This is a genomic window from Streptomyces sp. BBFR102, from assembly GCF_051397025.1.
GTDB lineage: Bacteria > Actinomycetota > Actinomycetes > Streptomycetales > Streptomycetaceae > Streptomyces.
In genome coordinates this window covers 814808-839380 of the sequence record NZ_CP195757.1, presented here as the reverse complement: position 1 = coordinate 839380, position 24573 = coordinate 814808, and the positions used below count along the sequence as shown (strand labels likewise).

General features: G+C 75.6%; 19 protein-coding genes. 8 read left to right on the top strand and 11 right to left on the bottom strand.

Annotated features, from left to right (window positions below; all coding sequences use genetic code 11):
• Window positions 1–14 precede the first annotated feature (14 nt).
• Window positions 15–1730, top strand: coding sequence for an MFS transporter (locus ACSLIC_RS03840; RefSeq protein WP_436736251.1), 1716 nt, complete (start codon window positions 15–17; stop codon window positions 1728–1730).
• A gap of 9 nt (window positions 1731–1739) precedes the next feature.
• Here ACSLIC_RS03840 and ACSLIC_RS03835 read toward each other — a convergent pair whose 3' ends face one another.
• Window positions 1740–2183, bottom strand: coding sequence for a cell division protein SepF (locus tag ACSLIC_RS03835; protein WP_436736250.1), 444 nt, complete (start codon window positions 2181–2183; stop codon window positions 1740–1742).
• A 294-nt stretch (window positions 2184–2477) separates the two neighbouring features.
• Between ACSLIC_RS03835 and ACSLIC_RS03830 the strand changes: the two genes are divergently transcribed.
• Both ACSLIC_RS03830 and ACSLIC_RS03825 read left to right on the top strand, forming a co-directional pair.
• The gene (locus ACSLIC_RS03830) at window positions 2478–3641 is read left to right on the top strand and encodes a DUF5685 family protein (protein WP_436736249.1); all 1164 of its coding nucleotides are present in this window, start codon (window positions 2478–2480) and stop codon (window positions 3639–3641) included.
• A gap of 522 nt (window positions 3642–4163) precedes the next feature.
• Window positions 4164–5246, top strand: a complete 1083-nt coding sequence (locus tag ACSLIC_RS03825) for a S1 family peptidase (RefSeq protein WP_436736248.1) — start codon at window positions 4164–4166, stop codon at window positions 5244–5246.
• Between the two features lie 90 nt (window positions 5247–5336).
• Here the strand turns inward: ACSLIC_RS03825 and ACSLIC_RS03820 are convergent, their stop codons facing one another.
• Window positions 5337–6392, bottom strand: a complete 1056-nt coding sequence (locus ACSLIC_RS03820; protein WP_436736247.1) for a DUF3533 domain-containing protein — start codon at window positions 6390–6392, stop codon at window positions 5337–5339.
• Between the two features lie 188 nt (window positions 6393–6580).
• On the opposite strand from ACSLIC_RS03820, the gene ACSLIC_RS03815 reads away from it, so the two are divergent.
• The gene (locus ACSLIC_RS03815) at window positions 6581–10096 is read left to right on the top strand and encodes a DNA polymerase III subunit alpha (protein ID WP_436736246.1); all 3516 of its coding nucleotides are present in this window, start codon (window positions 6581–6583) and stop codon (window positions 10094–10096) included.
• Complete coding sequence (locus tag ACSLIC_RS03810) at window positions 10093–11064, top strand: DNA polymerase Y family protein (RefSeq protein WP_436736245.1); 972 nt, start codon at window positions 10093–10095, stop codon at window positions 11062–11064. Before ACSLIC_RS03815 ends, ACSLIC_RS03810 begins: the two co-directional genes overlap by 4 nt.
• A 394-nt stretch (window positions 11065–11458) precedes the next feature.
• Here ACSLIC_RS03810 and ACSLIC_RS03805 read toward each other — a convergent pair whose 3' ends face one another.
• Together ACSLIC_RS03805 and ACSLIC_RS03800 are read right to left on the bottom strand one after the other, a co-directional pair.
• Window positions 11459–11968, bottom strand: coding sequence for a DUF402 domain-containing protein (locus tag ACSLIC_RS03805; protein WP_436736244.1), 510 nt, complete (start codon window positions 11966–11968; stop codon window positions 11459–11461).
• Entirely contained in the window at window positions 11949–12866 is a 918-nt protein-coding gene (locus ACSLIC_RS03800) for an N-acetyltransferase family protein (protein ID WP_436736243.1), read from the bottom strand. The genes ACSLIC_RS03805 and ACSLIC_RS03800 overlap by 20 nt, the downstream gene beginning before the upstream one ends.
• Window positions 12867–13027: 161 nt before the next feature.
• On the opposite strand from ACSLIC_RS03800, the gene ACSLIC_RS03795 reads away from it, so the two are divergent.
• The gene (locus ACSLIC_RS03795; protein ID WP_436736242.1) at window positions 13028–13414 is read left to right on the top strand and encodes a GntR family transcriptional regulator; all 387 of its coding nucleotides are present in this window, start codon (window positions 13028–13030) and stop codon (window positions 13412–13414) included.
• Between the two features lie 63 nt (window positions 13415–13477).
• Here ACSLIC_RS03795 and ACSLIC_RS03790 read toward each other — a convergent pair whose 3' ends face one another.
• Complete coding sequence (locus ACSLIC_RS03790) at window positions 13478–14650, bottom strand: DUF5925 domain-containing protein (RefSeq protein ID WP_436736241.1); 1173 nt, start codon at window positions 14648–14650, stop codon at window positions 13478–13480.
• A gap of 138 nt (window positions 14651–14788) precedes the next feature.
• On the opposite strand from ACSLIC_RS03790, the gene ACSLIC_RS03785 reads away from it, so the two are divergent.
• Both ACSLIC_RS03785 and ACSLIC_RS03780 read left to right on the top strand, forming a co-directional pair.
• On the top strand, window positions 14789–16129 hold the full coding sequence (locus tag ACSLIC_RS03785; protein ID WP_436736240.1) for a GH39 family glycosyl hydrolase: 1341 nt from the start codon (window positions 14789–14791) through the stop codon (window positions 16127–16129).
• A gap of 183 nt (window positions 16130–16312) precedes the next feature.
• Window positions 16313–16759, top strand: coding sequence for a cytidine deaminase (locus tag ACSLIC_RS03780; protein ID WP_436736239.1), 447 nt, complete (start codon window positions 16313–16315; stop codon window positions 16757–16759).
• A gap of 16 nt (window positions 16760–16775) precedes the next feature.
• On the opposite strand, the gene ACSLIC_RS03775 is transcribed toward ACSLIC_RS03780, so the two are convergent.
• From ACSLIC_RS03775 to ACSLIC_RS03750, 6 genes are all read right to left on the bottom strand, one after another.
• Entirely contained in the window at window positions 16776–18923 is a 2148-nt protein-coding gene (locus ACSLIC_RS03775; protein ID WP_436736238.1) for a hypothetical protein, read from the bottom strand.
• On the bottom strand, window positions 18920–20254 hold the full coding sequence (locus tag ACSLIC_RS03770) for a lipopolysaccharide biosynthesis protein (RefSeq protein ID WP_436736237.1): 1335 nt from the start codon (window positions 20252–20254) through the stop codon (window positions 18920–18922). The genes ACSLIC_RS03775 and ACSLIC_RS03770 overlap by 4 nt, the downstream gene beginning before the upstream one ends.
• Window positions 20247–21149 (bottom strand): polysaccharide deacetylase family protein, encoded by a 903-nt coding sequence (locus tag ACSLIC_RS03765; protein ID WP_436736236.1) that lies wholly within the window; start codon window positions 21147–21149, stop codon window positions 20247–20249. Before ACSLIC_RS03765 ends, ACSLIC_RS03770 begins: the two co-directional genes overlap by 8 nt.
• Window positions 21146–22183 carry a glycosyltransferase family 2 protein gene (locus tag ACSLIC_RS03760; protein WP_436736235.1) on the bottom strand — a complete coding sequence of 346 codons (1038 nt, stop codon included), beginning with the start codon at window positions 22181–22183 and terminating at the stop codon, window positions 21146–21148. Before ACSLIC_RS03760 ends, ACSLIC_RS03765 begins: the two co-directional genes overlap by 4 nt.
• Window positions 22180–22950, bottom strand: coding sequence for a glycosyltransferase family 2 protein (locus ACSLIC_RS03755; RefSeq protein ID WP_436740265.1), 771 nt, complete (start codon window positions 22948–22950; stop codon window positions 22180–22182). The genes ACSLIC_RS03760 and ACSLIC_RS03755 overlap by 4 nt, the downstream gene beginning before the upstream one ends.
• A gap of 527 nt (window positions 22951–23477) precedes the next feature.
• A complete protein-coding gene (locus tag ACSLIC_RS03750; RefSeq protein WP_436736234.1) occupies window positions 23478–24572 on the bottom strand; it encodes a GNAT family N-acetyltransferase in 1095 nt (364 codons plus the stop codon).
• Between the last annotated feature and the right edge of the window lies 1 nt (window position 24573).

Genomic DNA, 24573 nt, shown 5'->3' with positions numbered 1-24573 from the left:
TGGGAGGTACGCGTATGACCGGGACGCCCCGCACTGCTCACGGTGAAGGCGCCGAGGCCCCGGCCCGTCGCTGGATGATCCTCGTGGTGCTCTGCGCCAGCCTGCTGCTGGTCGCCGTCGACGCCACCGTGCTCCACGTCGCCATCCCCGCCGTCAGCGAGGACCTGCGCCCCGGGCAGGTGCAGCTGCTCTGGATCGTCGACAGCTACCCGCTCGTCTGCGCCTCGCTGCTGATCCTCTTCGGCACCCTCGGCGACCGGGTCGGCCGCCGCCGCATCCTGCTGCTGGGCTACGCCCTCTTCGGGATCGCCTCGGCGCTGGCTGCCGCCGCCGAGTCGGCCCAGCTCCTCATCGCCGCCCGGGCGCTGCTCGGCGTGGGCGGTGCCATGATCATGCCCGCCACCCTGTCGATCCTCCGCCAGGTCTTCCCCGACCGGCGCGAGCGGGCCCTGGCCATCGGGGTGTGGAGCGCGGTCGCCGGCATCGGCGCGGCCGGCGGTCCGCTCCTCGGCGGCTTCCTGCTGGAGCACTTCTGGTGGGGCGCGGTCTTCCTCATCAACATCCCGCTGATGCTCGTCTCGCTGCCCGTCGGCCGCTGGTTGCTGCCGGAGTCGACCGGCGACGGGCAGGGCCCCTGGGACGCGGTCGGCGCGCTGCTGGCCGCGGCGGGGCTCTTCGGCGTCGTCCTCGGCGTGAAGCAGGCCGGCAGCGGCGAGCTCTCCGTCCTCGGCACCCTCGTCCCGCTGATCGTCGGCGCGGTCCTGCTGGTCGTCTTCGTCCGGCGGCAGCGGCGCCGGACGCACCCGCTGGTCGACCTCGCGCTCTTCGCCCGGCCGGCCTTCGGCACCTCGGTGGGGTGCATCGTCCTCGCCATGCTGGCCCTGGTCGGCCTGGAGCTGATCGCCGCCCAGTACCTCCAGCTCGTCCTCGACCTCTCCCCGCTGGAGACCGGGCTGCGCCTGCTGCCGCTGACCTTCGCGGCGATGGCCGCCGGGCTGGCCGGCTCGCGGCTGCTCGGCCGGTTCGGGCCGCGCGCCATGGTCGGCTCGGGCTTCACCCTCACCGCCGTCTCCGTCCTCGTCCTCACCGGTATGGGTGACCACGACAACCCGCCTCTGTTGATCGGCGGCTTCGTCCTGCTCGGCCTCGGCCTGCAGACGACCCTCTTCAGCTCCTACGAGTCGATGCTCAGCGAGGCCCCGAAGGAGGAGGCCGGCGGGGCCGCCGCGATCGGCGAGACCTCCTACCAGCTCGGCGCGGGGATCGGCATAGCCCTGCTCGGCAGCGTCATGAACGCGGCCTACGGTCCCGGCCTGCGGCAGGTGGAGGGTGTCCCGGACGCCGCCGCGGCCGACGCCCGTCACTCGCTCGGGGAGGCGTACGACGTGGCGCGGGAACTGGGCGGGCCGGCGGGGGCCGCTCTGCGCACCGCCGCCAAGGACGCCTTCGTCCACGGCCTGCACGTCACCCTGGTCGTCAGCGCCGGCCTGCTGCTGCTCGGCGCGCTGGCCGCGCTGCGGCTGCCCCGGTCGATGGACCCCGCGCCGGCGGAACCCGGCACCCCGGACCCCGGCCCCACCGACGGTTCCGGGGACCAGGCCCCCGGGCCGCGCGCCCCCGAGGCCCCCGGGGAGGCTCCCCGCACCAAGGCGCCGCGCCCCCGCTCGGGGAAGGACTCGGACCGGGCCACGTCGGCCGACCGCGCGCGGGACTCGGCGCTGCGTGGCTGAGCGGAGTGGTCAGCTCTGGTTGAAGAAGCCGTTGTCGGTGCGGTGGGCGGCGCCGCCGTCGACGATCTGGGTGTCCGGCGGGGAGAGCAGGAAGACCCGGGTGGCGATCCGCTCGATGGACCCGCGCAGTCCGAAGATGAGCCCGGCGGCGAAGTCCACGACGCGCTTGGCGTCGCCGGGGTCCATGGCGGTCAGGTTGATGATGACGGGCACCCCGTCCCGGAACAGCTCGCCGATCCGCCGGGCGTCCCGGAAGCTCTCCGGTGTGACGGTGCCGATCCGGCGGCCCTGGTCGTGGGCGGACTCCGAGGCGACCTGGACCCGCGGGTCCGTCACCCAGGCGTCGCCGGGCTCCGGGCCCTCGGCAGCCTCGTCGGCATAGCCGTCGTAGTAGCGCTCGTCGTTGTCGTCGACGAGGCCAAGCCAGGCACTCGCTTTGCGCACCGATCCCATGGACGCCTCCTCTCGCAGCGGTTTCCCTGTTTTCCGCACCCCTATCGTCGTCCATCATGCTGACAACGCGCCAAGGGGATAGGCGGCGCGCGGAGCTTTCGTGACGGTACTGGTGCACGCTATGACCGCATTCCCCAAGGGGCGTGCGGTATCACTGTGCTGACAGTGAGTGAAAATACGACGATCGGCGCGCGTCGCGCCGTCCGGGTGACGGACGGGGGCGACCGGGTGACGCGAGCGGAGCCGGTGGCTCCCCCGCCGCCGCGCGCCGGCGACCGGGGGGAAGGGCAGCGGATGTTCGGAATGGTCCGGCCGTGCACGCACCGGCTGGGGGAGCGGCTGACCGCTCAATGGATGGCTCACCTGTGCGGACTCTGCCTCGCCCTGCGCGGCCAGGCGGGGCAGCTCGCCCGCGTGGTCACCAACTACGACGGTCTCGTCGTCTCCGTCCTGACGGAGGCTCAGGCAGGAGCCGGGCGGGCCGGAAGGCGCCGCGCGGGACCGTGCGCGCTGCGCGGCATGCGCAGGGCTTCGGTGGCGGAGGGTGACGGTGCGCGGCTCGCGGCCGCCGTCTCGCTCATCCTCGCCTCGTCGAAGACCCGTGACCATGTCACAGATCAGGACGGCCTCCTGGCGCGCCGTCCGATCGCCGCGGCGGCCCGTCGCGTAGCGGGCGTATGGGACAAGGCGGGCGCCCGGGCCGGGGCGGGGGTCGGTTTCGACACCGCGCTTCTGGTCGGCGCGGTGGAGCGGCAACCCGAGGTGGAGGCGCTCGCAGGGCCCGGTACGCCGCTGCTGGCCGTCACCGAGCCGACCGAGACGGCGACCGCGGCGGCCTTCGCGCACACCGCGCACCTCGCCGGAATGCCCGGCAACGCGGCGCCGCTGGCCGAGGCCGGCCGCCTCTTCGGCCGCCTCGCCCACCTGCTGGACGCCGTGGAGGACCAGGAGAAGGACGCCGCGAGCGGGGCGTGGAACCCGCTCACCGCCACCGGCACCCCGCGCGCCGAGGCTCGTCGGCTCGCCGCCGACGCCCTGCACGGCATCCGCCTCGCCCTGGATGAGGCCGAGTTCACCGACGGGCGGCTCGCCCACGTCCTGCTCGTCCACGAACTGGGCCGTTCGGTGGAGCGGGCCTTCGGTGAGGAGCGCCACCGGCACGGCCCCGAGGCGTACGGCCCGCCGCCGGGCAATCCGTACGCCCCCGGAGCGCCGCCGCATCCGGGAGACCCCGGCGACCTGCCGCCCCCGCCGCCGCCCCGGGGGCCGCGCGGACTGCTCTCCGGTTGCTTGGTCTTCGCCGGCCTCGCCTGCACCTGCCAGATGTGCTGCGGGACGTACGAGGGGCCGTGGAGCCGCCAGCGCAGGGACGGCTTCTGCGAGTCGTGCTGCGACTGCTGCGACTGCTGTGGTGAGGGGTGCGGTTGCTGTGAGATCTGCGGTTGCTGCGACTGCTGACGGTGCGGGGCTGAAACCGTTCGTACGGCCGACGCGCCGTCCTGAGGGATGGATGCGGCGGCCATGAGGTGAAGGGCCGGCCGGGATCTCCCGACCGGCCCTTCGGTGCCCGCGGGCGGGCGTGCCGGGCGAGTTGGGGAGGTTCGGTGACCAGGGCGCGCCGGGGGTGTGACCGGGTGCGGGCGGGGTGGGAGCGCCTGATTCCGGTGGGGCGGATATGAGACAGGACTAGTCCTCACTCCGGGCGGCGGGGTAACTGCGGAGGGTGTGATTCCGCAGGTGTGAGCTGGGGGTGACGGTGCGCGGGCGGGTGTGCGGCGGGGCGTTGGGGATTCGTACGGGGGGCCGGAAGTCGACCTTGTGTGCCGGCTCACGGCCTCGCAATAGTTGCTGCCACGCAGGGCCCGGAGGCATTCGGGCCGGTCACGGCCGGCCCCCTTTTCCCTCCGAGCCCGTTCCTTCCGGCTGCCCGGCCGACCCCCACACGCGGTCCGGCGGCCGAACCCCCACAGGAGGACGTACGTGAACCACCGACGCATACCCAAACGGCGGGCCGTCGTGACCGGCGCCGGCGTCGCCGCGCTGGTCGCCGCCGGGCTGACCTTCCAGACGGCCAACGCCAGTGAGCCGCAGAACGCCGAACCGCGCACCCTGTCGGTCGCCTCCGCGGGCAAGCTCGCCGACACCCTCGCCGACGACCTCGGCAAGGCGGCCGCCGGGACGTACTACGACGCCAAGGCGAAGAACCTGGTGGTGAACGTCCTCGACGAGGCCGCCGCCACCGAGGCCGAGGCGTCCGGCGCCAAGGCCAGAATCGTCGAGCACTCCCTCGCCGCGCTGGACGGCGCCCGGGCCGCCCTCAAGGACCGGGCCGACGTCGCGGGCACCTCGTGGGCGATCGACCCGACCAGCAACAAGGTCGTCGTCACCGCCGACCGCACGGTCGAGGGCAAGGACCTCGCGAAGCTCACCAAGGTGGTGGACGCGCTCGGTTCCAAGGTCGAACTCAAGCACACCAAGGGCGAGTTCAAGCGGTTCATCGCGGGCGGCGACGCCATCCACGGCGACGGCGGACGCTGCTCCCTCGGCTTCAACGTGGTCAAGGGCGGCGAGCCGTACTTCCTCACCGCCGGCCACTGCACCGAGGGGATCTCCAGCTGGTCCGCGACCTCGGGCGGCGCCGAGATCGGCACCACGGTCGAGTCGGACTTCCCCGGCGACGACTACGGCCTGGTCAAGTACACCGGCTCCACCGAGCACCCCAGCGAGGTGAACCTGTACGACGGCAGCACCCAGGCCATCACCGGCGCCGGCGAGGCCACCGTCGGCCAGTCGGTGACCCGTTCCGGCTCCACCACGCAGGTCCACACCGGCGAGGTGACGGCGCTCGACGCCACCGTGAACTACGGCGGCGGCGACGTCGTCGAGGGCCTGATCCAGACCACCGTCTGCGCCGAGCCCGGTGACAGCGGCGGTTCGCTCTTCGCCGACTCCACGGCGCTGGGCCTCACCTCGGGCGGCAGCGGCGACTGCTCCTCGGGCGGCGAGACCTTCTTCCAGCCGGTGCCGGAGGCGCTCTCCGCGTACGGCGCCGAGATCGGCTGACACCCCGCTGGACCGAACCCCGGCCGGAGTCCCACCCCGGCCGGGGTTTCGCCTGCCCGCACCCGCCCGCCGCGCCGTCGTGCGGGCGGTTCACCGCGGCAGGCCCCGTGACCGCTCCCGGGCCCCGCTGTACAGGCCGGCGGCCAGGGTCACCAGGATGCCGCCCACCGCCCACGCCGCCAGCACCAGCAGGGGGCCGGTGAGCGCCCGCCCGTCGAAGTACGCGATCGAACGCGCCCCCCAGGTGCCGGCGCCTGGCTGGAGGGCCGGGCCGATCGCCTCCCAGAACGGCGGCAGCATCGGCAGCGGGAAGGCGCCGCCCGCGCTCGGGTTGCCGCCGACCACCACGATCAGCACGGCCACGCCGATGCCGGCGAGGCCGATCCACGCCTCCAGGGCCAGGGTGATGGCCCCGACCGAGAAGACCACCAGGGAGCCCAGCCCCCACATGCCCCACAGGCTGCCCGGCAGGGCGCCGAGGATCGGCCCGACCACCACCGCCCCGCCGAACCCGCCCGCGACCGAGTACAGCGCCATGCAGGCGAGCCGGATCGCCGCGCGTCGGCCGTTGGCCGGGCGTTCGCCCGCGCTGAGGGCCAGCAGGGAGGCGGTCAGGTAGCCGCCCACGCACCAGCCGACGGCCAGGTAGAAGGACGAGAGGCCGTTGAAGTCCTCGCGGGAGGCGGGGGCGATGTCCACCGTCCGCACCTGGCGGTCCTCGGCCGCCTCCGCCTCGGTGACGATCCGCTCCAACGACGTGGCCAGCACGGTGCCACCGCCGGAGGCGACCAGCAGCTGGTCGGTGGTGCCCTCCGGGTTCACTACCAGGGCCCCGTCGAGCTTCCGCTCCAGGATCTGGTGGCGGGCCTCTTCCGCGTCGGCGACCTTCCGTGCGTCCAGCGGGTCCCCGGACAGCGCGTTCAGCCGGGAGACCAGCTTCTCGCTCTGCCCGGCGGGGCCCGGCGCGGCCACCCCGAAGGGGACGTGGGTCGCCTTCGGGTCGTGCAGGGCACCCACGTAGCTGGCGATGAACAGGATCTGGAGGGCGAGGGCGCCGATGACGAGCAGCGTGGTGCGCAAGGTGACCGCGTCCCGCAGTTCGGCACCGAGGCCCCGGCGCGTGGCGGGCCCGGCGGAGTGCGACATCCCCCCACGCTGTCTCCGCCCGTCCAGGGCCGCAGTCGGGGCCGGTCCGAATGGCTGACAGGGCGGAGTCCCGTCCGGGGTGTGAGAAGAAGCGCAGGCCACGACGGGCCGTGAGGGGGGAGGGGCAGGCCCAGTGCGGTTATCGTACGAGTGTTCGAAACCTGGTCTATGGTGGAGGGCGGGGGTGAGTGGAAGCTGAGATTCCGGAGGTGTGCGCGGTGGGGTTCACGCATCTGCACACCGTCTCGGGCTACTCCCTGCGGTACGGCGCCTCGCACCCCGAGCGGCTCGCCGGGCGCGCCGCCGAACGCGGCATGGACGCCGTCGCCCTCACCGACCGGGACACCCTCGCCGGAGCCGTCCGCTTCGCCAAGGCGTGCGCCACCGCCGGGGTGCGACCGCTCTTCGGCGTCGAACTCGCCGTCGGCGAGCGCCCTCGCCCGCAGGGCCGGGTCCCGGTGCGCGGGGGCGCCTTCATCGACGAGTCCGCCGCCCGCGTCACCTACCTCGCCCGGGACGGTGCCGTCGGCTGGGCGACCCTCTGCCGCCTGGTCACCGCCGCCCACGCGGCCGGCGCCGACCAGCCGCTGCTGCCCTGGGGGGAGAACCGCGGCGAGGGCGTCACCGTCCTGCTCGGCCCCGCCTCCGACGTCGGCCGCGCCCTCGCGGCGGGCCGCCCCGACCGGGCCGCGCGGCTCCTCGCCCCCTGGCGCGAGGTGTACGGCGACGCGCTGCGCCTGGAAGCCGTCCACCACGGGGTGAGCGGCACCGGCCCCGGCTCGCTCCGCCTCGCCGCCCGCACCGCCGGCTTCGCCGCCGACCAGGGCGTCCCCGCCGTCCTCACCAACGCCGTCCGCTACGCCGACCCCGGCTCGGGCCCGGCCGCCGACGTCCTGGACGCCGCCCGCCGACTGGTCCCGGTCGACCCGCGCCGGGGTCTGGACAGCGGCGAGCGGTGGCTGAAGGACGCCGCCGCCATGGCCCGTACCGCCGAGCGGATCGCCGAGGCCGCCGGGCTCGGCCCCGAGGGCGCCGCCCGGCTCCTCGCGGAGACCCGCCGCACCGCCGACGCCTGCCTCGTCGACCCCGAGGACGACCTCGGCATCGGCGCGGTCCGCTTCCCTGAGGCCGCCCTGGTCGGCGCCGGGCGCCGCACCGCGCAGCGGGTGCTGGCCTCCCGGGCGGCGGCCGGCATGGTCCGCCTCGGCCATGACCGGAAGGCCGCGTACTGGGACCGGCTCCACCACGAGCTGGACATCATCGGCCACCACGGCTTCGCCACGTACTTCCTCACCGTCGCCCAGGTCGTCGACGACGTCCGCGAGCTCGGCGTACGGGTCGCCGCCCGGGGCTCCGGCGCCGGGTCCCTCGTCAACCACCTGCTCGGCATCGCCCACGCCGACCCGGTCGAGCACGGGCTGCTCATGGAGCGGTTCCTGTCCAAACGCCGGGCCGTCCTGCCCGACATCGACATCGACGTGGAGTCCGCCCGCCGCCTGGAGGTCTACCGGGCGATCCTCGGCCGCTTCGGCGCCGAGCGGGTCGCCACCGTCGCCATGCCCGAGACCTACCGGGTCCGGCACGCCGTCCGCGACGTGGGCGCCGCACTGTCCATGGACCCCGCCGACATCGACCGGATCGCCAAGGCGTTCCCGCACATCCGGGCCCGCGACGCCCGCGCGGCCCTCGCCGAACTGCCCGAACTCAAGCGGATCAACGAGGAGTTCGGTGGCCGCGACCGGCTCTGGCAACTGGTCGAGGAACTGGACGCGCTGCCGCGCGGCGTCGCCATGCACCCGTGCGGCGTGCTGCTCTCCGACGCCTCCCTCACCGCGCGCACTCCCGTCGTCCCCACCAGCGGCGAGCAGTTGCCGATGTCCCAGTTCGACAAGGAGGACGTGGAGGACCTCGGCCTGCTCAAACTCGACGTGCTCGGCGTCCGCATGCAGTCCGCGATGGCCCACGCCACCGCCGAGGTCGCACGCGCCACCGGCGAACCCCTCGACCTCGACCGCCAGGCGGACCCGGCCCTCGCCGACCGGGCCACCTACGAACTGGTCCGCTCCGCCGAGACCCTCGGCTGCTTCCAGATCGAGTCACCCGGCCAGCGCGACCTGGTCGGGCGGCTCCAGCCGGACAGCTTCCACGACCTGGTCGTGGACATCTCCCTGTTCCGCCCCGGCCCGGTCGCCGCCGACATGGTCCGCCCCTTCATCGAGGCCCGGCACGGCCGCGCCCCCGTCCGCCACCCCCACCCCGACCTGGAGGAGGCCCTGCGCGAGACCTACGGCGTCGTCGTCTTCCACGAGCAGGTCATCGAGATCGTCTCCGTCCTCACCGGCTGCGGCCGCGACCGCGCCGACCAGGTGCGCCGCGCCCTCTCCGACCCCGACGCCCAGGGCCGGCTGCGGGTCTGGTTCGCCCAGCACGCCGCCGCCCGCGGCTACACCGCCGAGGTGATCGCCCGTACCTGGGAGATCGTCGAAGCGTTCGGCAGCTACGGCTTCTGCAAGGCGCACGCCGTCGCCTTCGCCGTCCCCACCTACCAGTCGGCCTGGCTCAAGGCCCACCACCCCGCCGCCTTCTACGCCGGGCTGCTCACCCACGACCCCGGCATGTACCCCAAGCGGCTGCTGCTCTCCGACGCCCGCCGGCGCGGGGTGCCGGTGCTGCCGCTCGACGTGAACCGCTCCGGCACCACCCACCGGATCGAACTGGTGTCCGGAGATGGGGAGCGGCCCGGCCGGTGGGGCGTCCGCCTCGCCCTCAGCGACGTGCACGGCATCAGCGAGGCCGAGGCCGCCCGGATCGAGGAACACGCCCCCTACACCTCGCTCCTCGACTTCCTCCAGCGCGCCCGGCCGGGCCGGCCCGTCGCCGAACGGCTCGCCCAGGTCGGGGCGCTCGACGCGTTCGGCGCCAACCGCCGCGACCTCCTGCTGCACCTCACCGAACTCCACCGGGGCCGCCCGCGCGGCGCCGCCCAGCCCACCCTGCTCGGTGCCGGCTCCACCCCCGGCGCCCGCCGCGTCCCCTCCGCCGGGCTGCCCGACCTGGACGAGACCGAACGGCTCAGCGCCGAACTGGGCGTCCTCGGCATGGATGCCTCCCGCAACCTCATGGACGACCACCGCGACTTCCTCGAAGAGCTGCGGGTCACCTCCGCCCGGGCGCTGCGCGGCGCCTCGCACGGCAGCACCGTGCTGGTCGCAGGCGCCAAGGTCGCCACCCAGACCCCGCCGGTCCGCTCCGGGCGCCGGGTCGTCTTCACCACCCTCGACGACTCCACCGGCCTGGTCGACCTCGCCTTCTTCGACGACAGCCACGAGGCGTGCGCCCACACCGTCTTCCACTCCTGGCTGCTGCTGGTCCGCGGCACGGTGCAGCGCCGCGGCGCGCGCAGCCTCAGCGTGGTCGGCACCGCCGCCTGGAACCTCGCCGACCTCATCGAACTCCGCCGCGACCAGGGGCTGGAGGCGGTCGCCGCCCACCTCGCCGCCGACCCGGGCCGGCCCCCCGAGGCCACGCCCGGCCGCCGCATCCGGATGAGCACCGGCTACGAGATGAACGCCTGGTCCGACCTCCGCCCGGCCGGGCCGGGGCCCGGCGCCACCGGGACCCCGCCCGCCCCCGCCGGGATCACCCGGCCCGAGACCGCCGGGAACGGGCGGCTGTGGCACCGCAGCCAGGGGAGCGCCGGATGATCCTCTGCGTCAGGTTCCGCCTGGGCGCGGAGCGCGAAGCCCTTCTTCCGGAGCTGGCCCGGCTCGCCGAGGACGTCAGCCCCGTCGTGCAGGCCGTGCCGCCCGACACCCTCCTGGTCGACGTACGGGGCGCGCTGCGCTACTTCGGGCAGGACGCGGGCCGCCTCGCCTCCGTCCTCAGGGTCCGCGCCCTCGCCCACACCGGCACCGCCTGCACCATCGGCGTCGCCGCCAACCCGCTGCTGGCCCGGATGGCCGCCCGGCAGGCGGAGCCCGGCACCACCCTGCTGGTCCCCGACACCCCCGAGGCCGTCGTGGAGTTCCTCCACCCGCGCCCGGTCGTCGCGTTGCCCGGCGTGGGGCCCGGCACCGCCCGTACCCTCTGCGCCTACGGCCTGGACACCGTAGGCCGCCTCGCCGCCGCCCCGCTCGGCACCCTCCAGCGGCTCACCACCGCCCGGACCGGGCGCGAGCTGCACGAGAAGGCACACGGGATCGACCGGACGCCGGTCGTCCGCAACGCCGCCGCCCAGTCGCTCGCGGCCGAACGGCTCTTCGGCCGCGACGAGCTGGACCGCGACTCCCAGCGCCGCGCCCTGCTCTCGCTCACCACCGAACTGGGGCTCCGGATGCGCGAAGCGGACCAGGTGAGCCGGGGGCTGGCCCTGACCGTCCGGTACGCCGACCGGTCCACGACCACCCGCAGCCGCACCCTCCCCGAGCCGACCGCCCACACCGCCGCCCTCACCTCCACCGTCTACGCCCTCCACGACGCGCTCGGCCTCCAGCGGGCCCGGGTCCGCGCCCTCGCCCTGCGCGCCGAGGGCCTCACCCCGGCCGAACACGCCGCCCACCAGCTCACCTTCGACCCCACCGACGACAGACTCCGCCGCCTGGAGGCCGCCGCGGACCGGGCGCGGGCCCGGTTCGGCGCCACCGCCGTGGTCCCGGGGACGCTCGCGGCCTGAGGGGCCTGGAGGGAGAAGGGCGGCGGCTCCGCCGTCAACTGACCCGCGCCCCGCGCACCCCGAAGGGCCGCCACCGCTCCCCGGTCAGGGAGACGGCGACGGCCCTTCGGCCCGTCAGGGCAGGTGGGGTGGAACACGCGGCGTGCGCCAGCGACGGGAGCCGACCGCGCGGCGTCGGGCCGAGCGGTCCCGGCGGCGGTGCGGCGAACGGGCACGGGCGGGCTCCTCGCCGGGGCGTCGACCGGGCGCGGCCCGGTCACCCGGGCCCCGGCCGCCACCGAAACCAGCCCCCGAGTGGCCCGGCCGGGCCCGGAGATCCGCCCGCAGGCCGATCCTTACGGTCCCCGTGGGACCGCGCTGAGCGGCCCGTCGGGCGCGCCCCCCGCCGCACTCCTCAACGGGCCGTCAGCTCTGTCAGCAGCCCTGCCCGCGCCCGCTCCTCCAGGGCGTCCAGCGCCGCCGTGGCCGCGGCGGCCGCCGCCGGGTCGCTCCGCTCCAGCCCGCTCGCCGCGAACTCCTCCTCGTCCAGCCGCAGCACCTCGCCGCCGCCGGCCGGGACCCACAGGTCCAGGTCGAGGTCCTCCACCACCAGCACGCCGTCGGCCAGTTCCGCCGGGCGGGTCACGTCGCAGTACCAGCCCTTCAGCGCGCCCGCGCCGTCCCGCACCTCCTTCACCGCGTACCAGCGGCTCCGCCAGAAGTGCTCGGTGAACACGTCCCCCGGCTCGAACCGCACGAAGCCGAAGTCCCGCACCCCGCCGCCCGCCCACGGCGCCCGCACGGTGACCCGCTCCCCGTCGTCGGCCAGCAGCCTCGCCGGGTAGGTGATCCTGGTGCGGCCGTGCTTGACCAGCCGTACGTCCACCGCGCCGGCGGACGGCGCGTCACCCCAGCTCGCGGGCATGACGCACCTCCGTCGCGCAGATCTCGTAGCCGAACTTGCGGTTGACCGCGAGCATCGGGGCGTTCTCGGCGTCGTTCCCGGTGAACGCCTCCCGCAGCCCCGCCGCCCGGGCCTTGTGCAGCGTGGCGGTCTTCGCCAGGCTCGCCAGCCCCCGGCCCCGGTACTCCCGCAGCGTCCCGGTCATCGCCGACGACATCCGGCTCACCCCGTCGGTCATCACCGCGCTGAACGCGACCGGGCGCCCGTCCACCACGGCGAGCGTGGCCAGCTCCCAGGACTGGCAGGGGTGGCCCCAGGTCGTCTCCAGCCACTCGGCGTAGTCGTCCAGTACGGCGCCGATGTCGCTGGGTTCGTCGGCGGTCACCGCCGCGTCCAGCTCGAAGACCGGGCGGGGGTTGCCCTCGAACGCGGCGCAGTCCACCAGCTCCACCCCGGGCGGCGCCTCGGGCAGCGGCGGCAGCGGCGCCGTCAGGTCCAGCCGCAGGAAGTGCGCGGAGCGGCGCGAGGCGTAACCGCGCCGCCCGGCGTAGGCGAGACTCACCTCGTCGCCCAGCACCCAGCTGTAGGCGCGCACCGCCCCCAGCTCCCGCAGGTACGCCTCGGCCGCCTCCACCAGCGCGGTGCCCGCGCCCCGGCCGCGCCGGTCCGGGCGGACGTAGGTGTTGACGTAGGCGTTGCCCGGTGTCGGGCTCTCGTGGGCCAGCCCCGTCTGGCAGCGGCCGACGACCTCGCCGTCCACCTCCGCCACCAGCAGGCGCTGGCGGGCCGCCTCGGCGGTGTGCTCGCGCTCCCACACCTGCGCCTCGGCGGTGGTCAGCAGCGGCGGGACCGCCTCCCGCAGGACGCGTACGACCGCCTCGGCGTCGGCGGGCCGGAAATCTCTCACCGTGATCGTCATGTGCGGGACGCTAGGCGTTGCCGCACCCGGCGTCGCGTCAATTTCCGTACGTCCGGCGCCCCTCGCGCGTCCGCTCCCGCCCGCGGCCCCCTCCCGGCCCCGCTCGCCCCGGCCCTCCGCGCCGTACCGGCGGACCGCCACCGGTACGGGACAATCGCCGCGTGACAGCCGACGACATCGCCATCGAGATCGACCCCCGCGACCCCACCGCCCCCTACGAGCAGGTGCGGGCCCGCCTCTCCGAACTGGCCCGCTCCGGCGCCCTGCCCGTCGGGCACCGGCTGCCGACCGTGCGCGGCCTCGCCGAACGCCTCGGCATCGCCGCCAACACCGTCGCCAAGGCGTACCGGGCGCTGGAGGCCGACGGGGTGATCGAGACCCGGGGCCGCAACGGCACCTTCGTGGCCGCCGCCGGGGAGGCCGCCGACAAGGAGGTCGCGGCGGCAGCCGCCGCCTACGCGCAGCGGGCGCGGCGGCTCGGCCTGGACGCCGACACGGCCCGCGCCGCCGTCGAGGAGGCGCTGCGGGCCGCCTACCGCCGGCGCTGACCGGACGGGGCGCCCGCCTGAGGCCGGGTCAGGACCGGGGCCCCGGCCGCACGGGTACGGCACTCACAGGTACAGCCCCGCGTCCGCCGCCCCGCGCTGGTCGGGCAGGTCGGTCGGCCCGTTCCCGCGCCGCAGCGCGTACAGCTCGGCCAGCGTGGCGCCCTCCCGGCCGACGCCCTCGGAGGTGCCGAGCCACGCCACCGCCTCGTCGCGGGTCAGCGCGCCCACCTCGATCCGGGCCAGGCAGCGCCCGGGCCGCACCACGGCGGGGTGCAGCCGCTCCAGCGGCTCGTTGGTGGTGACGCCGACCAGCACGTTGCGGCCCTGGCCGAGCAGTCCGTCGGTGAGGTTGAGCAGGCGGGAGAGCGCCTGGCCCGTCGAGCTCTTCGCCTCACCCCGGATCAGCTCGTCGCAGTCCTCCAGGAGCAGCAGCCGCCAGCGGGCCTCGCCGTCGCCGCCGTCCTCGCCGATGGCGATGTCCATCAGGTAGCCGACGTCGCTGAAGAGCCGCTCCGGGTCGAGGACGCAGTCCACCTGGCACCAGTCCCGCCACGAGCGGGCCAGCGTGCGCAGCGCCGAGGTCTTACCCGTGCCGGGCGGGCCGTGCAGCAGCAGCAGCCGCCCCGCCACCTCGTCCGGCGTGGTCTTCATCAGCCTGTCCATCGCCTCGGCGACCGGCGCCGTGTAGTTGCCCCGCACCTCCTCCCAGGTCCCGGCGCTGATCTGCCGGGTGGTGCGGTACGGGCCGCGCCTCGGCGAGAGGTACCAGAACCCCATCGCCACGTCCTCGGGCTGCGGGTCCGGCTCGTCCTCCGCGCCGTCCAGGGTCTTCCTGACCAGCTCGGCGGCGAGTTCGGGGCTGGTCGCGGTCACCGTCAGCTCGCAGCCCCGGGTCCACCGGGAGACGAGCATGGTCCAGCCCTCGCCCTCGGCCAGCACCCGGCCCCGGTCGCCGTCCTTCACGGTGCGGACCACGGTGGCGCCCTCCGGCAGCCCGGGGGCGCCGGGCTTCAGCTTCTCCACCGTCCCGCTGTGCGCGTACGCCTGCTCACCGGTGGCGAACCGGGAGAGGAACAGGGCGTCCACCACGTCGACCGGGGCGCAGTCCCCGTCGAGGTTCAGCCGGGTCTCCAGCAGCCCGGCCAGCGGGGAGGGGAGGGCGTCCGGCGTGCGGGCGGGGGCGGGGGCGGGCGTCGTCTCGATCGGGGTCTCCTGGTGCTCGGCCATGCCCGCCATGGTCCGTGAGCCCGGGCCCGCTACGCACGCGGTTTTCCCCGCGCCCCCTCCCACCTGAGCCCGGGCGGCGTGTCGCGGCCCCCCTCTTCGTGGCGGAACCCGTGCCACCGCCCGGGCGCGCTGCCTACTCTGGAGGCGATGCGAGACCACGGGGGGCAGCGCGGTGCGGCCGGCCGGGGGCGCCCGGCCCTCCTGGCCGCCACGGCCGCCCTCGCCCTCCTCGCCGCCTGCTCCGGCGGACCGCCGGCCGCCCCCGCTGACCCCGCCGAGCTGGGCTGGGGCTTCACCCACACCCAGTACAGCGCCGACGAGGGCGAGGACCGGGCGGTGCGCCGGGCCCGCGCGGCCCTCACAGGCACCGGCCTGCCACAGGTCCAGCACCTGATGGGCTGGGGCTCCGCCAACCCCGAACCCCGGCCCGGCACCTACGACTTCGCCGCGATGGACCGCCGCATCGCGCTCGCCCGGAAGACCGGGGCCACCCCCGTCGTCACCCTGTGCTGCGCCCCCGACTGGATGAAGGGCGGTACCGAGGGGCGCACCGACTGGAACGCGAAGTCCCTGGAACGCGCCCCCGACCCGGAGCACTACGCCGACTTCGCCCGGCTCGCCGCGACCACCGCCCGCCGCTACCCGCAGGTCCGCCACTACCTCGTCTGGAACGAGTTCAAGGGCTTCTGGAACGAGACCGAGGGCCGCTGGGACCACGAGGGCTACACCGAGCTGTACAACCAGGTCCGCCGCGCCCTCAAGGAGGTCGACCCCGCCATCCGCGTCGGCGGCCCCTACCTCGTCATGGACAGCTTCCCGCCCGGCCGCGCCGAGGGGGCCTCCCGCGAGGTGCGCGGCGCCTGGGGCGCGCTCGACCGGCGGACCGTCGACGCCTTCCGGTACTGGAACCGGCACAAGGACGGGGCCGACTTCGTGGTGGTCGACGGCTCCAGCTACACCACCGACGGCGAGCCGGTACCGGACGCCTTCGCCGCCACCGCCAAGTTCACCGACGTCGGCCGCTGGGTCCGTGCGGAGACCGGCGGGCTCCCGCTGTGGTGGGCCGAGTACTACGTCGAGCCCGGCGACGTAGACGACCAGCGCGCCGGCTGGCCCGAACCCCGCCGCCGCGCCGTCCACGCCGCCGGCCTCGCCGCCCTCGCCCGGGGCGGCGCCACCACCGCCTTCTACTGGAACCCCGAGCGCACCACCACCCCCTGCCCCGGCTGCCTCTGGCGCCCCACCCACCTCCCCGACGGCGGCACACCCCTGCCCATGCTCGGGCTCCTGGCCCGCTTCCAGCGCGAGTTCGGCCCCGGCACCCGCTTCACCTCCGTACCCGGCGACACCGCCCCCGGCCTCACCGTCCTCGCCGACGACCGCACCGTGCTGGTCGTCAACCACCGCGCCACCCCCCGGACGGTACGGGTCGACGGGGCGCGGGTCCGGCTGGAGGCGTACGAGGTGCGGTGGCTGGGGCGGGGGTGAGCGGGGCCGCCGGCAGCACTCGGCCTCCCCAGGGGCGGAGGCCGTTCGGTGCGGGATGTGCCGGTGCGGGAGCGGGGCCGTCCGCACCGGTCCGAGGGTGACCGGCCGCCAGTTCGCGGCTGTGCGGCCGGCACGGGTGAAAGGGCGTGGCGGGCCGCCCTCCCGGCCTCGTAGGCTCCGGGCATGGCACTCGACCAGGAACTCGTGGACGCGGCACGCCAGCAGCTCGACCGGCGGTGGCCGGTCGGGGAGGACGGGGGCGCGGCGGCCGTGCGGCTCGCCGACGGGAGGGTCCTGACCAGTGTCGGGCTCGACAACCTCAACATGAGCGTGGCGCTCTGCCACGAGACGGGTGCCCTGATCCAGGCGTACACCCTGGACGTCCCCGTCACGGCCACCGTCTGCCTCTTCCGCGACCGGGACCGGGGCCGCGTGCTGGTCATGCCGCCCTGCGGCATCTGCCAGGAGCGGCTCGCCCTGTGGGGGCCGCGGGTCGAGGCCGCCGTGCCGGACGACACCGCCCCGGAAGGCTGGCGCGCCGTCACCCTCGCCGAGCTGAACCCCCACTACTGGGGGACCGGCGTCACCGCCGACGGCGGCTGGCCCTCGCAGGCCGTCCACAGCTCCTGACGCCGCCCCGGCCGGTTCAGGCCAGCGTCCAGAAGCGGTGCACCAGCGCGCCCACCGTCACCACCAGCAGCGGCACCGCGAACCAGAACAGGGACTGGAGCGCGGGGGAGGGCCGGGCACCGGGCGCCGCCCGCACCCGCAGGAACTCCCGTGCCCCCAGGAGGAGGACGAGCAGGACGGCGGACAGGGCGCCCAGGACGGACCACGGGGTCCAGGTGACCGTCGGCCCCGGCGGGCCGGGCGCCGCCGCCTCCGGCGTGCCCGGGGCCGGGACGCGCGGCTCGTACACGACGGCGTCGGCGTTGCGCACCACCGGGAGCAGGTCGTCGCGGGCGTCCAGGGTGGCGATCAGCCGCCGCTCCCAGCTCGTCGAGTAGCCGGCGTCCAGCTCCAGGAAGAGGGACTGGCCACGGCCCACGATCAGGTACGAACCGGGGCCCGCCGCACGCAGGGCGTCGGCCAGCGGGCCGGCCAGGACCGGGTCGCGGGGGGCCTGGGTGGGGACGTAGTGGACGCGCTCCATCGCCCGGGAGCCCCAGGGCAGGGCCGGGGTGACGCTCTCCTCGGGGTCCTCGCTGAGCCAGAGCAGGCGTGCGGTCGGCTCGGCGTGCGCGTACACCCACTCCATCGCGGCCACCTCCCCGGGCCGCACCCGCTCGAAGGCCTCGTTGCCCCACCGGGCCACCAGGAAGCCGCCGACCAGGACCAGCCCGGCCAGCAGGGCCGCCACCGGGGCCGGCGAGCCCCGGTCCCAGGCCCGCTCCCCGGGGTCGGTCCCGGCGCGCGGGAAGAAGGCGAGGGCCGCCAGCAGGGCCGCGCCGGGCAGGGCGAAGAGGAAGACCCGCAGCGCCATCTCCCCGCCGTACGACTGGAGGGCGAACCCGGCGGCCGGGACGAAAGCCAGCGCCGCCAGGGCCCGTTCGCGGTACCCGGCGTCCCGTCTGCGCCACCAGCCCCAGCAGGCCAGGGCCATCACCAGCCCGGCCAGCCCCACCCGCGCGTACAGCACGAGCTGGTGGGTGGCGGAGCCGCCCTCGATACGGCCGGAGACCGACGAGGTGAGGTTGGCCCCCAGCCCGCCGACACCGCCGAAGAGTTCGTCGAAGTGGCCGGACCAGTACGGCTCGGCCAGGAAGCACACCCAGCCCACCGCCACCACCCCCAGGAGCAGCGGCAGCCCCCGCAGAGCGCACCGGCCGAGCACCACCAGCACCGCCACCACGCCCAGCATCACGAAGGGCGTCAGCTGGTGGGAGGGGACGGCCGCCGCGAAGAGCGCCAGCACCACGGCGAGCAGCACGGCCCGCTGCCCGGGCCTCGTCTCCGGTACGGCCGCCCCGCCCGGCAGCGCCCCACCCGAGGGCGCCCCCGGCGCCGGGAACCACCGCAGCAGCACCGCGGCGAAAGCCAGGTACAGCAGGTACGTGAAACTCTGCGGGGAGAAGTAGTCCTGTCCCACCCAGCCGCTCAGCGCGAAGAACCACACCCCGCACCAGCGCGCCCGCCACCCCGCCCGCACCGACCGCGCCAGCAGCGCCATCGGGACCAGCGCCAGGAGGTTGACCACCAGGGGCCACCAGCGCACCACCTCCGCCAGCTGGGACGGATCGGTCAGGCCGCACGCGCGCAGCACGAAGGCGGCGGCGGCGAAGAAACCGGGCCAGCTCCACCGCGCGTCCAGCGCCGGTGCCGAACCGCCGGTCCGGTCCAGGTACTCCAGGAAGCCGAGGTGCTGCCAGGCGGTGGCGAACCGGGGCTCCTCCTCGACCACGGCCGGCAGCGCGTGCAGCGACACCACCGTCGCCACCAGGACGAGGCCGAGGAGGAGGGGCTGGGGGCGGGAGGCGCGAAGCAGCGCGGCGAACGCCGTGACCAGCAGCGCCGCTCCCGCGAACACCGGCCACGGCAGGACGCCGACCAGCCCGAGGCCGCCCATGGCGTCCAGCGCCGCCTCGTCCAGGCCCGGGACCGGCAGCCAGTACAGCACCAGCCCCGCCGCCGCCAGCAGCGCCGGCCCCACCGCCCGCAGGCGCGGGCGCCGCCGGGCCGGGGCGGCGGGCGCCTTCCGGGCCGGCGGGGGCGGTGCCCCGGGTTCCGGGTCCTTCGCCCAGGCGGGGCGGTGCTCCGCCGCCACGTCCTCCCGCGCCGCCGGTCCGCCGCTCACCGTCCGCCTCCGCCCGTCGGGGCCGCGCCCTCCGGCGCCGCCCGCACCACCGGGACCAGCCGCACCGCCGCCACCGACGCGACCACGGCCAGCCCCGCCACCTCCGCGACCCCGGCCCCCACCAGCCCCAGCCGGGGCAGGAGCAGCAGGGTCAGCCCCAGCATCACCGCACAGAACACGCCCTGCAGCCAGGCCAGTCCCGAGGTGCGGCTACGCGCCCGCAGCACGCTGAAGTACACCTCGGTCACCACCCGCAGCAGCGCCCCCACCGCGTACCAGCGCAGCAGCCCGGCCGCCGCCTCGGCGTACTCCGCGCCGAAGACGCCCAGGACGTACGGGGCGCCCAGGAACAGCCCGGCGCAGACCGGCACCATGATGCGCGCCATCCGCAGCAGCGCCGCCCGGGTGTTGCGGCCCAGCCGCGCCGGGTCGTGGGCGCCCTCCACGGTCAGCGAGGCGCCCATGTTGACGGCCAGCAGGTTGACGGTGCCGCCGATGGTGATCGTCACGTAGAAGTACGCGTTGTCCGCCGGGGAGACCTGGGCGGCCACGATGACCGGCACCAGGTACACCACGGCCAGCGAGAAGAGCGCGCCCGTGCAGTCGCCGGCCAGGAAGCGGCCCAGTTCGCGCACGGCCGGCGGCCGGGCCGCGCCCCCGGTCTCCCGCTCGTGGCGCGGTACCAGACGGCGCAGCACCAGCCACCCCAGCGGCACCACGGAGACCGCGATGGCCGCCGCCCACGACACGAAGACCCCCGCCACCGGCACCGCCCCGGCCAGTGCCACCAGCAGCACCAGCTTCACCAGCGAGAAGGCGGTGTTGCCGACCGGCACCCACACGGCGCTGCGCAGCCCGGTCAGCACCCCGTCCTGGAGGGTCAGCAGCGCCCAGGCCACCACCGCCAGCAGGAAGCCGGCCGCCGGCAGCGGTCCGTGCAGGAAGGAGTAGGCCGGGCCCCACAGGTCGAGGGTGAGCAGGAAGACCCCGGCCGCCGCGGCGACCACCAGGGTGCTGCCCGCGTAGGCGCGCCGGACCAGGGCGCCGGTCGCCGCCCCGGAGACGGGGACGAACCGCGCCAGCGCCCCCGTCAGGGTGACCGCGGTCAGCCCCGCCAGCAGCTTCATCGCCGCGATGGCGGCCGAGCCGTGGCCGACCGCCTCCTGCGAGTAGTAGCGGGCCGCCGCCACCCAGAAGCCCAGGCCGAGCACGGCGGAGACCCCCGTGTTGACCATCAGGGCGTACGCGTTGCGCAGCAGCGGGGCCCGCCCCGGCGCGTCGGCCGGGGCGGGCGCGGCCCTCGCGGGCCGGGCGGTGCCGGTGTCAGCCACGGGACCGGAGCACCTTCCGCCGGGCCTGCCGGGCACGCCGCACCACCGCGTATCCCCGGGTCAGGGCGCGGTCCTGGGCGTACGCACAGGTCAGCGGGCGGCACTCCAGCAGCCGCCCGAACAACTCGGGCCCGGTCGAGCGGCGCACCGTCACCCGCCGCAGCGCGTACGGGCCCTGGGCACGGCGCGCCCAGGAGTTGCCCACCGCCAGCGACTGGGCGTACCCGGCGGCCCGCACCGCCCGCCGCACCCGCCGGTCGGAGTAGCCGAACGGGTAGGCGAACGAGGCGGGCGGCGCGCCGAGTTCGCCGCCCACCAGCTCCCGGCAGTACGCCAGCTCGGTGCCGAGCCGCCCGGAGGCGAGCTGGTCGAGCTGCGGGTGGGTGTGGCTGTGGCCGCCGATCTCGACCCCGGCGGCGGCCAGTTCGCGCACCTGTTCCCAGTCGAGCATCCGATCCGGCGCGTCGCCCGCCGCGTGGCGGCCCCGCAGCCAGCCCGTGGTGACGAACACCGTCGCGGGCAGGGCCAGTTCGGCGAGGACCGGCAGGGCGTGCCGGTGCACGCCCTCGTAGCCGTCGTCGAAGGTGATGAGGACGGGCCGGGGTGGCAGCGGGCGTCCGGTGCGCCAGCGAGCCGCGAGCTGGGCGGTGGTGAGCGGGGTGCAGCCGTAGGCGCTCACCATCGCCATCTGCCCGGCGAACGCCTCCGGGGTCACCGACAGCGCGCGCGTCGCGGCGGCGGGGGAGCGGGAGACCGCGTGGTACATGAGGATCGGCACGGCCCGGTCGTCCGTCCGGTCCGCCCGGCCGGCCGCCTCCCCTGACAAGGCGGGCGCCGGTCTCTCCCGCAGGACCCCGCCGCCCGGCGGGTACCGGCTCAGCAGGTCGCCGCTCATGACCGGGCCTCCGGGGCGGGGCCGGCCGCTTCCGTCGCCGCCGAGGCCCCGGGAACGCGCGGCACGGTGAAGCGGGGCGCGTCCGCGCGGCGGGCCCGCCAGGAGCCGACCAGGTAGCCACCGGCCGCCGAGGCGGTCCCCACCAGCACCGCGCCGGCCCGCGCGGCGCCGCCCCGCCGGCCGCGCAGGGCGTCGGCCAGGCCCCGGGCGACGGCGGCGGGCAGCGCCCGGGTTGCGTGGCGCCGCTCCGAGGCGAGCCCGGCGCCCGCGCCGACGCTGCGCGCCACCAGGGCCTTGGAGAGTCCCTCGGCCCAGGTGCGGGAGCGGAAGTAGGCGAACCGCTCGCGCGCCGGCGGCACCCGGTGGTGGATGACGGCCCGGTCGTCGATGAGCAGGACCGCGTCGGGCCGGGCACGGGCCAGCCGCACGCAGAACTCCGTCTCCTCCCCGCCCAGCGGACGCCGCCCGCCGTCGCGCCCGATGCCCAGCGCGAAACCGCCGGCGACGCCGAACGCGGAGCGGCGGAACGAGGCGTTCCCGCCCAGCACGTTGCGCACCCGCACCCGCCCGGGCGGCAGCCCCCGGTAGGTGCACCCCACCACCCAGTCGAACTCCTCGGGGAACCACACCGGCCGCCGTCCCGAGGCCCACCGGGGCAGGGTCCGCCCGCCCACGGCGAGGACCCGGGGGTCGGCGTACCCGGCGGCGAGACGGCGCAGCCAGTCGGGGTCGGCGACGGCGTCGTCGTCGAGGAAGGCGACCAGTTCGCCCCGGGCCGCGCCGACGCCGGTGTTGCGCCCGGCGGAGAGGCCGCGCGGTCCGGCGTTCGGCAGCACCCGGATCGCGCGCGGGCCGTCGGAGAAGTGCCGCTCCAGCCGCTCCAGCAGCACCGGATGGTGGTCGACCACCAGCAGGATCTCCAGCGGGGGCAGCGTCTGGGAGCCCAGCGAGGCGACCGCGTCCAGGACGTCCGGCCAGCGCTCCTCGGTGTGCGCGCAGACCACCACCGAGAACCCCTTCGCCGCGGCCCTCACGCGTCGCCCCCGAGCGGGAAGGCCGACGGGCGGCGCACCCCGCGCGCCCGGCTGCCCCGGCCGGAGCGCTCGCGCAGGATGACCCGCAGCACCCGCAGCCCGTCGCGGACGGCGCGGAGGTTGCTGGCCCCGTGGATGCGCAGGTACTCGTGGCTGGGTATCTCCTGGACCCGCAGCCCGGCCCTGACCACCCGGATGTTCATCAGGGTCTCCACCTCGAACCCGGTGCAGTCCAGGTCGATGCGGTCCAGGCAGTGCCGCCAGAAGGCGTTGTAGCCGTAGCAGAGGTCGGTGTAGCGGGCGCCGAACTTGGCGTTGACAACCGCGCACAGGGCGCGGTTGCCGAGTTTGCGGACCGGCGTCATGTCGTCGGTGCCGCCGCCGTTGGCGAAGCGCGAGCCCTTGGCGAAGTCCGCACCGGAGACCAGCGCGGAGACGTAGCTGACGATCTCCGCGCCGTCGGCCGAGCCGTCCGCGTCGACCATGACGATGATCTCCCCGGTGCACGCGGCGAAGCCCGCGATGAGGGCGTCGCCCTTGCCTCTCCCGCGCTGGCGGACCACCTTCACCTGGGGCCACAGCTCCCGGGCGACCTCCACCGTGCCATCGGTGGAATTCCCGTCGACCAGCACCACCTCATGTATCCACGTGGGCAGCGTCTTGAACACGTACGGCAGGTTCTCCGCCTCGTTCATGGCCGGAATGACCACGCTCACCGGCGGGGCGATCGCGAGGTGCGAGGAGATACGGCGATAGGCGTCCGGAATTCGGGCGGTGGCGCTCCGCTCCGAGCCGCCGTTGACCGAAGGCGCGGGCAGCGGGTTCTGGCCAGGTACTGCCGGCTGAAGAAAAGTCACGGGTCCGTTCCCTCTCGTCCGGCGGGCCGCCCGGTCGGGCGGCCCGGCACTGTGTCCGGTGCGAAAGGGGGCGTGAGCCCACCCCGACCGTGTCCGCAGCGGACCGTGGACACGGTGTGTGAGCTGGTGATTCCGGCCGCGCGGCCCGTGACGGGCCCCGGAGCCGGGACCCGCCGCGGCACCCCCTGCCGCGCTCCGCCCGGTCGTCCGCAGTCGCCGGGCCCTCCCCAGGAGCCCCGCGGCCGTCGGCCGGTGCGGTGGCGCTTTTCGTCGGTGTCGACCTGCGTGCCGGCATGTGCGCCGACGTCTGTGTGCTCGCGCTACTTTATGGCAGAAACCGGGATCAGATTCTGCTTTTCGGTATTCAGCCGGACGAGTTCCGCGGAATGACGCATTCTCTTCGTGAACGCCCCCGATGTGGCGGGTGAATGAATTCCTCAACCGCCCGTCCGGAGTCGCCCCATCCGTTTCAGCAGGGCGTCGGCGGGCCGGAACAGCTCCGGCCGCCCCTGCACGGTGTTGCGCAGCGCGCGCACCGGCGCCCGCCGCATCCGGTGCGCGAGGGCCACCGGATGCCGCCGCGTCACCCACCCTTCGGCCACGGTCAGTTCCCGCGTCTTCAGGGAGTCCTTGTACTCCTTGCGTCCCCGCCCGAGGTCGAGCAGCGCCATTCCGTCCACGGCCGCGCCCCGCGCCATCGCCAGGTGCAGCACGAGCCCGGGGGAGTACTTCGCGTACGCCGGGTCGTACGCCGGGAACCAGCAGGCCAGCACCGCCGCCGAGCGGAGCCCGAAGTGGGCGGCGACCGGCCGTTCGCCGGCGTACAGCACGGAGAGCAGTCCCCGGACCGGACCCGGGCCGGTGTGGAACAGCTGCTCCACCAGGCGCGTGATCCACGGCCTGGCGAAACGGTCGCCGCGTCCGGTGCGGCGGTACTGGGCCGACTTCCAGGCCATCAGGAGCCGCAGCGCCCCGGGATCGCGTTCGTCGTGGACGTACCGCAGCGGGCCGTGGTCGCGGTCGAGCCGGCGCTCCTTGGCCAGCGTGGTGCGGGTGAACTTCGGCGAGCGCTCCCGCAGTCCCGCCAGGTAGCTCTCCCAGCCGTCCGCGACGTCCATCACCGGCGAGCCGAAGCGGGCCGAGGCCCAGCCCTCGAAGAGCGGCTGGCCCGCCGCGAGATGGTCGAACTCCCAGACGGCCAGACCCGAGCCGCGCAGCAGGCCGGACGCGTCGCCCGTGAACCCCGGGCCGTGGACGAGCCCTTGGCAGTCCGAGACGCCGAGGCCGACGGCGCGGCCGACGCCGGCGGGGGTGCGCTGGTGCGGGAAGAAGGCCGTGGGTACGCCGTCCTCGCGGACCACGGCGATGCGGACGTCGCGTCGGCAGGCGCCCATGGCGAGGGTGAACTCCGGTGCCAGGAACGGGTTGTGGAGCTGCGGCGCCACGGCGGGCGGGGTCTGGGCCTGGAGCGCGGACCAGGCGGCCCGGTCGGCGGCGGTCAGCTCGCCCGGGCGGTGCACGGTGATGTCCACG

Bases quoted from the DNA above. Each gene is read 5' to 3' on its own strand.
- ACSLIC_RS03780 (WP_436736239.1), top strand. From the start codon at position 16,313: ATGGCACTCGACCAGGAACTCGTGGACGCGGCACGCCAGCAGCTCGAC.
- ACSLIC_RS03835 (WP_436736250.1), bottom strand. From the start codon at position 2,183: ATGGGATCGGTGCGCAAAGCGAGTGCCTGGCTTGGCCTCGTCGACGAC.
- ACSLIC_RS03790 (WP_436736241.1), bottom strand. From the start codon at position 14,650: ATGGCGGGCATGGCCGAGCACCAGGAGACCCCGATCGAGACGACGCCC.
- ACSLIC_RS03785 (WP_436736240.1), top strand. From the start codon at position 14,789: ATGCGAGACCACGGGGGGCAGCGCGGTGCGGCCGGCCGGGGGCGCCCG.
- ACSLIC_RS03840 (WP_436736251.1), top strand. From the start codon at position 15: ATGACCGGGACGCCCCGCACTGCTCACGGTGAAGGCGCCGAGGCCCCG.
- ACSLIC_RS03810 (WP_436736245.1), top strand. From the start codon at position 10,093: ATGATCCTCTGCGTCAGGTTCCGCCTGGGCGCGGAGCGCGAAGCCCTT.
- ACSLIC_RS03765 (WP_436736236.1), bottom strand. From the start codon at position 21,149: ATGAGCGGCGACCTGCTGAGCCGGTACCCGCCGGGCGGCGGGGTCCTG.
- ACSLIC_RS03820 (WP_436736247.1), bottom strand. From the start codon at position 6,392: ATGTCGCACTCCGCCGGGCCCGCCACGCGCCGGGGCCTCGGTGCCGAA.
- ACSLIC_RS03800 (WP_436736243.1), bottom strand. From the start codon at position 12,866: ATGACGATCACGGTGAGAGATTTCCGGCCCGCCGACGCCGAGGCGGTC.
- ACSLIC_RS03805 (WP_436736244.1), bottom strand. From the start codon at position 11,968: ATGCCCGCGAGCTGGGGTGACGCGCCGTCCGCCGGCGCGGTGGACGTA.
- ACSLIC_RS03830 (WP_436736249.1), top strand. From the start codon at position 2,478: ATGTTCGGAATGGTCCGGCCGTGCACGCACCGGCTGGGGGAGCGGCTG.